Source organism: Frankia sp. CcMO1 (assembly GCF_977945845.1).
Map to the genome: position 1 here is coordinate 1 of NZ_CDWTMG010000159.1, position 11,107 is coordinate 11,107.

The following is an 11,107-nucleotide window of genomic DNA, read 5'->3' on the forward strand; positions in this document are numbered from 1 at the left end:
AGCGCCGTTTGTTCGAGAAACGTCCGACCGGTCGCCGCTGCCCCCGTGCCGTGGGTTGCCCGTCCGTGATCCGAGCTCGGGAGGACCACGTTCTCCCGCCGTGTCGGACCCGCGTGTCGGGTTGCCGACGTCGTACGGCGCGTCGGATGCGAAGAGCCGGAGGCCTCCATAGGGTGGGTCTCCCATCGGGGTGTCACGATCGAGGGGAGAGCGTGCCGCCGTGCCCCTTACACCTTCCGGGTTCACTGCGTCAACCTCCCGCCGCCGGGGCCGGGGCCGCCGGACGACGATCATCGTCGCGGTCGTCGTCGTCCTGCTGGCCGTCGCCGGCGGCGTCGGCTACGTCCTGAACAACCGCGCCGCCGACCGGAAGGTCCAGACTGCGGCCGACTCCTACCTGGCGGGCTGGCGGGCGCTGACGACTTCCGGTGGGACGGCGACCCCCGGCTCCGCGGCTGTCACCGCCGTCTCCACGCCCGGGAGCATCGACGTCGCGCGCCTGGTGGGCACGATGGCCGAGGTGCGTGACCGCCTGCTCGTCACAGCGGCTACGTTCACCCCGGGCGCGATCAGCCGCGGCGGCGAGACGGCGACCGTGCCGTACCTGGCCAGGCTCACGCTCTCCGGTCTGCCGACGCCGCTGGAGTACACCGGGGCGCTGCATCTCGTCTCGACCGGCGGCGGGTGGCGAGTGAAGGCTGATCCGGTCTCGGTGCATCCGGCCCTGCGCCCAGGGTTGCACCTGGACCGGACCGCCTCCACGGGTAAGCGGGGGGACCTGCTCGACGTGGCGGGCCAGCCGCTACGGGACTCCTCCGACCTGGCGGGCAACCTCGTCGGTCGAACGGCGCCGCTGTCCGGGTTGCAGCGGGTGTACGACGGCCGGCTGCGGGCGCAGGGCGGCGCGGTCGTCGTGCGGGACGCGAAGAACGCGACCGTGCAGACGCTGCACACCTATCCGATGACCGACGGCGAGGCGATCCGCACCACGATCGACTTGCGGGTCCAGCAGGCCGCCGAGGCGGCCCTGGCCACCGCGGCCCGCCCGACCGGGGCGATGGTCGCGATCGACACCCGCACCGGCGCCATCCTGGCCCTGGCCAACCATCCGCCCAGCGGGTCGAGCCGGGCTGTCCGGGGCAAGTACCCACCGGGTTCCATCTTCAAGATCGTGACGGCCACCGCCGCGCTGATGAACGGCAAGGCGCCGGACACGTCCCTGGACTGCACCCAGACGGTCAGCGTCGGCGGGCGGACCTTCCAGAACGCCGAGGCCGAGCAGTTCGGCCCCATCCCGCTGCGGACCGCGTTCGCCAGGAGCTGCAACACCGCGTTCATCCGGCTGGAGGAGTCACTCCCGGACGGCGCGCTGGAGAAGGCCGCCCAGCTCTACGGCTTCGACGGCCGCCCACCGCTGGATATCGCCAGCGTCGGGGGGATCTTCCCGACCCCGCGCGACGCGGTCGAGTCGGCGTCGGCGTCGATCGGCCAGGCCCGCATCGAGGTCTCCCCGCTGCAGATGGCGAGCGTCACCGCGGCGGTCGCGAGCGGTACCTGGCACCAGCCGTTCGTCGTCGGCCAGTCGGCGCGCAGCAACCCCATCCCGCCCGTGGTGCTGCCCCCGCTGCGGGACTTCATGCGGGCGGTCGTCACCGAGGGCACCGCCGCGAAGGTCCCGATGCCCGGCGAGGCCTTCGGGAAGACCGGCACCGCCGAGTACAAGGACGGCAACCCGCCGCCGACCCATGCGTGGTTCGTCGGCTACCGGGGCGACGTGGCCTTCGCGGTGGTCGTCGAGGACGGCGGCTTCGGCGCGGAGACGGCCGCGCCGGTCGCGGCTAGGTTCCTCACCGCGTTGGACGGTGGCGAGATCGGTGCGCCCGGCTCCGGCGGGCAATGACCTGGCTGGCCCCGGTGCCCGGCTGGCCCCGTGCCCGGCGATGCTTGACGTGGGGCGGGAACTCCGGCAGGGTAGAGCTGTGCTTCTCGGGATTTTCGTACGCTCAGAGCGCGCATAGTCGACTACGTCGACTATGCGCGCCGCCCCTCAGTGCCTCTCGGCACGAGGGGCTTTTTCGTGCAGTGAGTACTGCCTCGTGCCAAGCCTGCGTGGTCGTGCTCAGCTGGCAGAGCCGTGCCCGGCGGGCCCGGTCCCGCCGGTCCCGCAATGCCAGCCGAGATCGCCACGCGTCACGCACATCCCCGGCCTGTCAAGGAAGACGACCAGATGACACGAAAGATCACCGGAGCCCAGTCGCTCGTCCACTCCCTTGAAGCGGTCGGAGCCGATGTGGTCTTCGGCATCCCCGGCGGTGCGATCCTGCCCGCCTATGATCCACTGTTCGACTCCACCCGGGTGCGGCATGTCCTCGTCCGGCACGAGCAGGGCGCGGGTCATGCGGCCGAGGGGTACGCGCAGGCCACCGGGCGGGTCGGGGTGTGCATGGCGACGTCGGGGCCGGGGGCGACCAACCTGGTGACCCCGATCGCCGACGCCTACATGGACTCGGTGCCGATCGTGGCCGTCACCGGGCAGGTCCCCAGCGCCTCGATCGGGACCGACGCCTTCCAGGAGGCGGACATCTGCGGCATCACTCTGCCGATCACCAAGCACAACTTTCTGGTCCAGTCCGCCGACGACATCCCGCGGATCATTGCGGAGGCGTTCCACCTGGCGGCGACGGGCCGGCCCGGACCGGTGCTCGTCGACCTGCCCAAGGACATCCTGCAGTCGGTCACCTCCGTGCTGCCGCACGATGTCTGGCCGCCGGCCCTCGACCTGCCCGGTTATCGTCCGGTCACCCGCCCGCACGGCAAGCAGGTGCGTGAGGCGGCGAAGATGATCAGCGATGCCCGGCGCCCGGTGCTCTATGTCGGCGGGGGAGTGCTCAGAGCCCGCGCTGCCGCGGAGCTGCGGACGCTGGCGGAGCTCACCGGCATCCCGGTGGTCACCACTCTCATGGCCCGCGGCGCCTTCCCCGACTCCCATCCCCAGCACCTGGGCATGCCCGGTATGCACGGGTCGGTCGCCGCGGTGACCGCGCTGCAGAAGGCGGACCTGCTGATCACTCTCGGGGCCCGCTTCGACGACCGGGTGACCGGCAGGCTGTCCTCCTTCGCGCCCGGTGCCGCGGTCATTCACGCCGACATCGACCCGGCCGAGATCGGCAAGAACCGGACCGCGGACGTGCCGATCGTCGGTGACTGCCGTGACGTGATCAACGAGCTCGTCGCCGCGCTCGTCCTGGAGGAGCGGCCGGACCTCGCCGCCTGGTGGCGGGCGCTGGACGGCTGGCGCCGGACCTACCCGCTGGGCTACGACCAGCCGGCCGACGGCTCGCTGGCCCCGCAGTACGTCATCGAGCGGCTCGGGAAGATCGCGGGACCGGAGACCATCTTCGCCGCCGGCGTCGGGCAGCACCAGATGTGGGCCGCGCAGTTCATCTCCTACGAGAACCCCTACACCTGGCTGAACTCCGGCGGCGCCGGCACGATGGGCTACGCCGTGCCGGCCGCGATGGGCGCCAAGGTCGGCCGCCCCGACGCCACGGTGTGGGCCGTCGACGGTGACGGCTGCTTCCAGATGACCAACCAGGAGCTTGCGACCTGCGCGCTGGAGGGGATCCCCATCAAGGTTGCCGTCATCAACAACGGGTCGCTCGGCATGGTCCGCCAGTGGCAGACCCTGTTCTACGACAAGCGGTACTCCAACACGGAGCTCGGGACGCACCCGGACTCCCCGCGGACCGGCGGCGCAGGGGCGTCTGGGCGGGGCGCAGCCGCGTCCAGGAGGGTGCGGGTGCCCGACTTCGTCCGGCTGGCCGAGGCGTTGGGCTGCGTCGGGCTGCGTTGCGAGACGGCGGCGGATGTCGACGCGACGATCGAGAAGGCGATGGCGATCGACGACGCCCCGGTCGTGGTGGACTTCGTCGTGCATCCCGACGCCATGGTGTGGCCGATGGTCGCCGCCGGCGCCAGCAACGACGACATCCGCATCGCGCGCGACACGGCGCCGGACTTCGACTACTCCGGCGACGCCGAGGTGAACCTCTGATGACCCGCCACACCCTGTCCGTGCTGGTGGAGAACAAGCCCGGGGTGCTGGCCCGGGTCTCGGGCCTGTTCTCCCGGCGCGGGTTCAACATCGAGTCACTCGCGGTCGGGCCGACCGAGCAGCCCGACATCTCCCGGATGACGATCGTCGTCGTCGTGGAGGACCTGCCGCTGGAACAGGTGACCAAGCAACTTAACAAGCTGATCAATGTTTTGAAGATCGTCGAGATGGATACCTCCGCCTCGGTGCAACGTGAGCTGATGCTCGTGAAGGTGCGCGCCGACCTGTCGGTGCGGTCCCAGGTCCTCGAGACGGTCGCTCTGTTCCGTGCCAAGGTGGTCGACGTCGCCCAGGACGCCGTCACCATCGAGGCGACGGGAACCCGGGACAAGCTGGACGCCCTCATCCGCATGCTGGAGCCGTTCGGAATCCGGGAACTGGTCCAGTCCGGCCTGGTGGCACTCGGCCGCGGATCGCGTTCGATCACCGATCGCAGCCTGCGAGCGGTCGACCGCCCGGCCTGACCGGGACCGTCGCGCGTCTTTATTCCTATCCACTCAACGAGGAGATTCCCTACGATGGTCGAGATCTACTACGACGACGACGCCTCGCTGGACGTCTTGGCCGACCGTAAGGTCGCCGTCATCGGCTACGGCAGCCAGGGCCACGCGCACGCGCTGAACCTGCGCGACAGTGGAGTCGACGTGCGGGTCGGCCTGCCGGCGGACAGTCGCAGCCGGGCCAGGGCCGAGGAGGAGGGCCTGCGGGTCCTCACCCCGGCGGAGGCGTCCGCCGAGGCCGACATCATCATGCTGCTCACCCCGGACACCACCCATCGCACGATCTACGCGGAGTCCATCGCCCCGCACCTCACCGCGGGCAAGGCGCTGGCGTTCGGGCACGGCTTCAACATCCGCTACGGGCTCATCGAGCCGCCGGCCGGCGTCGACGTGTTCATGGTCGCTCCAAAGGGGCCGGGTCACCTGGTACGGCGGGTCTTCGAGGAGGGCAAGGGCGTTCCCGTCCTCGTCGCGGTGGAGGCCGACGCGAGCGGCAACGCGCTGGCCGTCGCGCTGGCCTACGCCAAGGGCATCGGTGGCGCTCGGGCCGGTGCGCTGAGGACCACCTTCACCGAGGAGACCGAGACCGACCTGTTCGGCGAGCAGGCCGTGCTCTGCGGCGGCGCCAGCGCGCTCGTGCAGGCCGGCTTCGAGACCCTCGTCGAGGCGGGCTACACCCCGGAGGTCGCGTACTTCGAGTGCCTGCACGAGCTCAAGCTCATCGTCGACCTGATGTACGAGGGCGGCATCTCCCAGATGCGGTACTCGATCTCGGACACCGCGGAGTACGGCGATGTCACGCGCGGCCCGCGCGTCATCACCCCCGCGGTGAAGGCCGAGATGCGCAAGATCCTTGACGAGATCCGCGACGGCACGTTCGCTCGTGAGTGGGTGGCCGAGGACGACAACGGTCGGCCGAACTTCACCAAGCTCGTGGCGGAGGGCAAGCAGCACCCGATCGAGCAGGTCGGTGCGAAGCTCCGGCCGATGATGTCCTGGATCGCCAGGTAGATCCCGCGGGTCGTCGGGCGGATCGTGCCCTCTCGGGGGCGGCCGTGGTGCGCTGCCGCCGTCCCCGGGTGCGTGCCGTCTCCGTCCCGGTGCCGGGCACGCCGTCGCCGTCGGTCGGCGGAAAGGGTTCGGAGTCCACGGCGGGCGTCGGTAGGCTGGGCCCGCCGCGTCGTGCGGTGCCCGCAGTATCCACGTTCATCATCGCCAGGCCGAAGGCCACGTGATCACGCCTCGTTCCGCGTCGCCTCCCGGTCTGACCCGAGGTCGCTAGGAGAGGTCCAGTGCCTGTCGTACTCGTTGCCGAGGAGCTCTCACCGGCCGGGCTGGAGGTGCTGTCCGGGGACTTCGAGGTTCGTCACGTCGACGGTGCCGACCGGTCCGCGTTGCTGCCCGCCATCGCCGACGTCGACGCCGTGATCGTCCGGTCGGCTACCAAGATCGACGCCGAGGTGCTCGCCGCCGCGGGAAAGCTCAAGGTCGTCGCCCGGGCCGGCATCGGGCTGGACAACGTCGACGTCGCCGCCGCCACCCAGCGCGGTGTCATGGTGGTCAACGCGCCGCAGTCGAACATCGTCAGTGCGGCCGAGCACGCGATCGCGCTGCTGCTCGCCGTCGCCCGGCGGGTTCCCGCGGCCAACGAGGCACTGCGCGGTGGCGAGTGGAAGCGATCGAAGTACGTCGGTGTCGAACTCGTGGAGAAGACGGCCGGCGTCGTCGGCCTCGGGCGAATCGGCGTGCTCGTGGCGCAGCGGCTCGCCGGCTTCGGGATGAAGGTCATTGCCTACGACCCGTACGTGTCGGTGGCCCGTGCCGCGCAGCACGGCGTGACCCTCGTCGACCTCGACGAGCTGCTTCGGCAGAGTGACATGATCACGATTCATCTGCCCAAGACGCCGGAGACGCTCGGTCTGATCGGCACCGACGAGCTGGCCCGGACCAAGCCCGGTGTCATCATCGTCAACGCGGCGCGCGGCGGCCTTGTTGACGAGGCGGCGCTTGCCGAGGTGGTCCGCTCCGGTCAGGTCGGCGGCGCGGGCATCGACGTCTTCGCCAAGGAGCCCACGACGGCCTCCCCGCTGTTCGGGCTCGACAACGTCGTCGTCACCCCCCACCTCGGCGCGTCCACCCAGGAGGCGCAGGACAAGGCCGGGCTCGCCGTCGCCCGCTCGGTGCGGCTGGCGCTGCAGGGCGAGTTCGTGCCTGACGCGGTCAACGTGCAGGCCGGTGGCGTCGTGGCCGAGGACCTCCGGCCGGGTCTTCCGCTCGCGGAGAAGCTCGGGCAGCTCTTCTCCGGCCTCGCGGGCAGCCTGGCCGCGGCGATCACCGTCGAGGTGCGTGGCGAGATCGCCGTGCACGACGTCTCGGTGTTGCAGCTCGCGGTGCTCAAGGGCGTGTTCACCGATGTGACCGAGGAGCAGGTCACCTACGTCAACGCACCGCTGCTGGCCAAGGAGCGCGGGGTCGACGTGGCCCTGGAGACCGCCGAGGACAGCCCCGACTATCACAACCTCGTGACTGTGCGAGGAGTCCTCGCCGATGGCACGCCCGTGTCGGTGAGCGGCACGCTTGTCGGCTCGCGGCAGGTCGAGAAGATCACCGCGATCGACGGGTTCGAGGTCGACATCCGGCCCGAGGCGCATCTGGCGTTCTTCCGCTACGAGGACCGGCCGGGGATCGTCGGCGCGGTCGGTGCCCTGCTCGGCGAGGCGCACATCAACATCGCCAGTGCGCAGGTCAGCCGCCTGCAGGCCGGCGGCGAGGCGTTGATGTCGCTGTCGCTCGACGACGCGGTCGCCCCCGACATCCTGGCCGAGATCGCGAAGATCATCGGCGCGTCCTACGCCAGGGCCGTGAGCATCAGCAGCGAATGACTCCTGGGGGAGCCGTGGGGGCCTTCGGCGGTCCGGGGTGTTCCTCGGGTTGCCGTGGATTACCTGGGCTGGATGGGGTTTACCAGGGACACCTGCGGGCGATCCAACGGTAGGCGGTCGATTGGGTACGGGTGGCGGTGGCGTGGGGACGTGATCCAGGTGATCTTTCCGTGGAACGCGCGCCGTAGTCGTGGTGTCGGGTTTACCATGGCTAGTATGGCGTCGCGGCATCAGGACCCGTTCGAGGGGCTTCGCCTGGATGAGCGATTCGTCCGCGGAGCCCGGTTTCTCGAACCGTCCGCGGCCGAGCGCAGCCGGCAGCACGGCCGGCCGGCTTCCAGTCGCTGTCAGGTCGTCCCAGCTCCCCGGGGTCTGCCCGGCTTTTTCCATCGGCTGGTGGCGCCGCCCAGACCGCCGGGCCGCCCCCGCCAGATCGCGAGGATGGTCACGTTCTTGGCCATCATCGTCGGGATGATCACCATCACCGTCGTCGCCCTGCGGCAGACGGCGAACCGGACCAGTCCGACCGCCGCACGGCTGGCGCCGACCACGTCGTCGGGGTCCTCTGTGGCCGCCACCAGGCAGACCGCCGTACCGGCTGCCACCGGCGCGCTGACCGGTCCCCCCGCCGGCTTTGGGCTCAGGCCGGACCTGCTCGCGGCCCTGCGGCCGGGTGACTGCCTGAACTGGACCCCCTATCCGGCGGGCTCGCTCGCCTCGGTCGATCCGGTGGTGCCCGTCCGGGTGAGCTGCGGGGAGCCCCACATCGACGAGGTCACCCGGATGGTCGACCTGGCGGTGCTCTTCCAGCGTTGGCCTGGCGCGTCGGCGATCGCCGAGGTGACGGACGAGCGCTGTGCCGGAGCACTGCGCGAGTTCGCCGGAGCCGTCGACAGCACTCCGCACCGTACCGCCGGCACGATCTACCCGTCCGAACCCAGCTGGCAGCACGGTGCACACGCAGCCGTGTGCACCGTGCGCACCGGCGACCTGCGGCCCCGCAGCGGTCCGTCCCGTGTCCCCGGCGCCGTCGCAGCACCTGAGTTTCCTCGCGGTCGGCCGAACATCCGGTAACGTTGGTGCGCGATGCGTGCACTGCTTCTCCTTAGCCGCCGCGGCGGGGCCTGATACCTGAGCTGGCTTCCCCGTCGCGGTGTTTTCGTGTGTCAGCGTCGGGATCCTCGCCATCACGGCGGTCCAGCGTCCAGGTGCGGCCTGACGCTCCTCTGCTGATTCTCCGGCATCCAGTCACCCACGTCGCGAACCGTGTGATCACGGTCGCGGGGGACTCTTTCGAGGAAGCAGGAGCAGGAATGACCACGCAGCAGCTGTCCGGCATGCCGGTCGAGAAGTATCGTCCGTTCGTCCCCGTCTCACTTCCCGACCGGACCTGGCCCGAGCAGACGATCACTTGTGCCCCGCAGTGGTGCAGTGTCGATCTGCGCGACGGTAACCAGGCACTGATCGACCCGATGACCCCCGCCCGCAAGATGCAGATGTTCGAGCTGCTGGTGGCGATGGGGTACAAGGAGATCGAGGTCGGGTTCCCGGCGGCCAGCCAGACCGACTTCGACTTCATCCGGCAGCTGATCGAATCCGATCGCATCCCGGACGACGTCGTCATCCAGGTCCTGACGCAGGCGCGGGAGGATCTGATCGAGCGCACGGCCGCGTCGCTGGTCGGCGCGGACCGGGCGCTGATCCACCTGTACAACTCGACGTCCACGTTGCAGCGGCGGGTGGTGTTCGGTCTTGATCGGGCTGGGGTGACCGAGATCGCGGTGCAGGGCGCCCGGTGGTGTGCTCAGTACGCCGAGAAACTGCTGGACGGCACCGATGTGCGCTGGCAGTACAGCCCGGAGTCGTTCACCGGCACCGAACTCGACTACGCGGTGGAGGTGTGCGAGGCGGTTATGGACGTGTGGGCGCCGACCCCGCAGCATCCGGTCGTGCTGAACCTGCCCGCGACGGTCGAGATGTCGACCCCGAACGTCTACGCCGACCAGATCGAATGGGTCGGGCGGAACCTGACCCGCCGGGATGCCGTCGTGCTGTCCCTGCACCCGCACAACGACCGGGGCTGCGCGGTCGCTGCCGCGGAGCTGGGTGTGCTGGCCGGCGCCGACCGGGTTGAGGGCTGCCTTTTCGGCAACGGGGAACGGACCGGGAACGTCTGCCTGGTCACGCTGGGGATGAACCTGTTCTCGCAGGGGATCGACCCGATGATCGATTTCTCGGACATCGACGGGATCCGACGCGCGGTGGAGTACTGCAACCAGCTGCCCGTCCATCCCCGTCATCCCTACGGGGGCGACCTCGTCTACACCGCCTTCTCCGGCTCCCATCAGGACGCCATCAAGAAGGGTTTCGAGGCCATGGAGCGCACCGGCCAGATCCGCTGGGAGGTGCCCTACCTGCCGATCGACCCGAAGGACGTCGGCCGCTCCTACGAGGCGGTGATCCGGGTGAACAGTCAGTCCGGCAAGGGAGGGGTGGCATACCTGCTGAAGTCCGAGCACTCCCTGGACCTGCCGCGCCGGCTGCAGATCGAGTTCTCCGGTGTCGTGCAGCGCCACACCGACTCCGAGGGCGGCGAGGTGACGGCCGAGGAGCTCTGGACGATTTTCCGCGGCGAGTACTTCCTGGACGGCGCGGAGGGGTCCGGCCTGCTTGAGCTGCTGGGCTCCCGGACGACGGCGGCGTCGGGCGATCGGGACGAGGTCTCCGTCTCGGTCCGTTTCCAGGGGGGGGCCGACACGGTGATCACGGGAACCGGCAGCGGCCCCATTGACGCGTTCGTCGCGGCGCTGGCCAGCCGCGATCTGACCGTGCGGATCCTGGACTACAACGAGCACGCCCTGGGCTCGGGAGCGGATGCGCGAGCGGCCGCGTACCTCGAGGCGGCTGTCGACGACCGGATCTTCTGGGGAGTCGGGATCGACGCCAACATCGTGACGGCGTCCCTGCGGGCCGTGGTGAGTGCCGTGAACCGGGCTGCCCGGGACCGTTCGGTGCCCGCCGCGCGGACGTCAGGGGACGAGGCACAGCCGGCGGCCACGCCTCTGGCCGGCTGACACGCGCCTGCCTGCCCGTCGTGTCGGGCGAGGGCACCCAGCGGAGAACCGGCGGGTGTCCCTCGCCTCGGCTGGTGCCCGCGCGGGCTGGTCGTGGTGGTGGCGCTGGTAGCGATGGTTAGTCGTGGCGGTCCGCCGGTCCCACGTCGTGGATATTCTGGCGGACCTCGTCCAGCATCGACTCCGGGATATCCGTCATACCATGATCAACTCGCGCGTGGGTGTCGACGGAACGGAGAAGATCGTCTTCGGTGGGGGCGACGATGCGCGTCTCGCAGTCGTGCATGATCGCACCACAGTAGAATTGTTTCATGCTCGGGCGCCGGACGGTGATCTCTGCCGACGCGGAATGACTCCTGGTCGCTGGGCTCGGCGACATGAGCGCCTGCGCGGTCCAATAACGGTTTCGCCTCATGTGGACATTTCCGCGAGCCGTAGCATCAGCCACTCCATCCGTACCAGGCCGAGTGGGCGCCCCATCTCGGTCACGATTATCACGGGATCGAATCGGCTGGCCCGGGCCCGCGTCATGGCGGG

8 protein-coding genes and 1 pseudogene are annotated in these 11,107 nt (G+C 70.0%); 8 read left to right on the forward strand and 1 reads right to left on the reverse strand.

Features of this window, described 5'->3' with window-relative positions; genetic code table 11:
• Window positions 1-220 precede the first annotated feature (220 nt).
• The 8 genes and pseudogenes from AC08OU_RS17180 to leuA all read left to right on the forward strand — a co-directional run bounded on the left by AC08OU_RS17180 (window position 221) and on the right by leuA (window position 10,570).
• Window positions 221-1,900 (forward strand): penicillin-binding transpeptidase domain-containing protein, encoded by a 1,680-nt coding sequence (locus tag AC08OU_RS17180; RefSeq protein ID WP_476601125.1) that lies wholly within the window; start codon window positions 221-223, stop codon window positions 1,898-1,900.
• 267 nt (window positions 1,901-2,167) lie between these two features.
• The gene (locus AC08OU_RS17185; protein ID WP_476601124.1) at window positions 2,168-4,054 is read left to right on the forward strand and encodes an acetolactate synthase large subunit; all 1,887 of its coding nucleotides are present in this window, start codon (window positions 2,168-2,170) and stop codon (window positions 4,052-4,054) included.
• Entirely contained in the window at window positions 4,054-4,578 is a 525-nt protein-coding gene (gene ilvN / locus AC08OU_RS17190) for an acetolactate synthase small subunit (RefSeq protein ID WP_462187989.1), read from the forward strand. Before AC08OU_RS17185 ends, ilvN begins: the two co-directional genes overlap by 1 nt.
• Before the next feature lie 54 nt (window positions 4,579-4,632).
• On the forward strand, window positions 4,633-5,625 hold the full coding sequence (gene ilvC / locus AC08OU_RS17195) for a ketol-acid reductoisomerase (protein ID WP_476601122.1): 993 nt from the start codon (window positions 4,633-4,635) through the stop codon (window positions 5,623-5,625).
• A 281-nt stretch (window positions 5,626-5,906) separates the two neighbouring features.
• Window positions 5,907-7,496 (forward strand): phosphoglycerate dehydrogenase, encoded by a 1,590-nt coding sequence (gene serA / locus AC08OU_RS17200; RefSeq protein WP_462187992.1) that lies wholly within the window; start codon window positions 5,907-5,909, stop codon window positions 7,494-7,496.
• A gap of 216 nt (window positions 7,497-7,712) precedes the next feature.
• Window positions 7,713-7,799, forward strand: a pseudogene (locus AC08OU_RS17205) (SCO2583/SCO2584 N-terminal domain-containing protein); the annotation flags it as partial.
• Window positions 7,800-7,937: 138 nt separating this feature from the next.
• Window positions 7,938-8,570: a septum formation family protein gene (locus AC08OU_RS17210; RefSeq protein ID WP_462188000.1), complete on the forward strand. Its 633-nt coding sequence runs from the start codon at window positions 7,938-7,940 to the stop codon at window positions 8,568-8,570.
• 239 nt (window positions 8,571-8,809) lie between these two features.
• Window positions 8,810-10,570 carry a 2-isopropylmalate synthase gene (gene leuA / locus AC08OU_RS17215; protein ID WP_476601120.1) on the forward strand — a complete coding sequence of 587 codons (1,761 nt, stop codon included), beginning with the start codon at window positions 8,810-8,812 and terminating at the stop codon, window positions 10,568-10,570.
• A 118-nt stretch (window positions 10,571-10,688) separates the two neighbouring features.
• Here leuA and AC08OU_RS17220 read toward each other — a convergent pair whose 3' ends face one another.
• On the reverse strand, window positions 10,689-10,883 hold the full coding sequence (locus tag AC08OU_RS17220) for a DUF1059 domain-containing protein (RefSeq protein ID WP_476601118.1): 195 nt from the start codon (window positions 10,881-10,883) through the stop codon (window positions 10,689-10,691).
• Window positions 10,884-11,107: the final 224 nt, after the last annotated feature.

Excerpts from the sequence above, each read along its gene's own strand:
- AC08OU_RS17185 (WP_476601124.1), top strand. The coding sequence starts at position 2,168 with ATGCCAGCCGAGATCGCCACGCGTCACGCACATCCCCGGCCTGTCAAG.
- ilvN (WP_462187989.1), top strand. The coding sequence starts at position 4,054 with ATGACCCGCCACACCCTGTCCGTGCTGGTGGAGAACAAGCCCGGGGTG.
- ilvC (WP_476601122.1), top strand. The coding sequence starts at position 4,633 with ATGGTCGAGATCTACTACGACGACGACGCCTCGCTGGACGTCTTGGCC.
- AC08OU_RS17210 (WP_462188000.1), top strand. The coding sequence starts at position 7,938 with ATGGTCACGTTCTTGGCCATCATCGTCGGGATGATCACCATCACCGTC.
- leuA (WP_476601120.1), top strand. The coding sequence starts at position 8,810 with ATGACCACGCAGCAGCTGTCCGGCATGCCGGTCGAGAAGTATCGTCCG.
- AC08OU_RS17220 (WP_476601118.1), bottom strand. The coding sequence starts at position 10,883 with ATGAAACAATTCTACTGTGGTGCGATCATGCACGACTGCGAGACGCGC.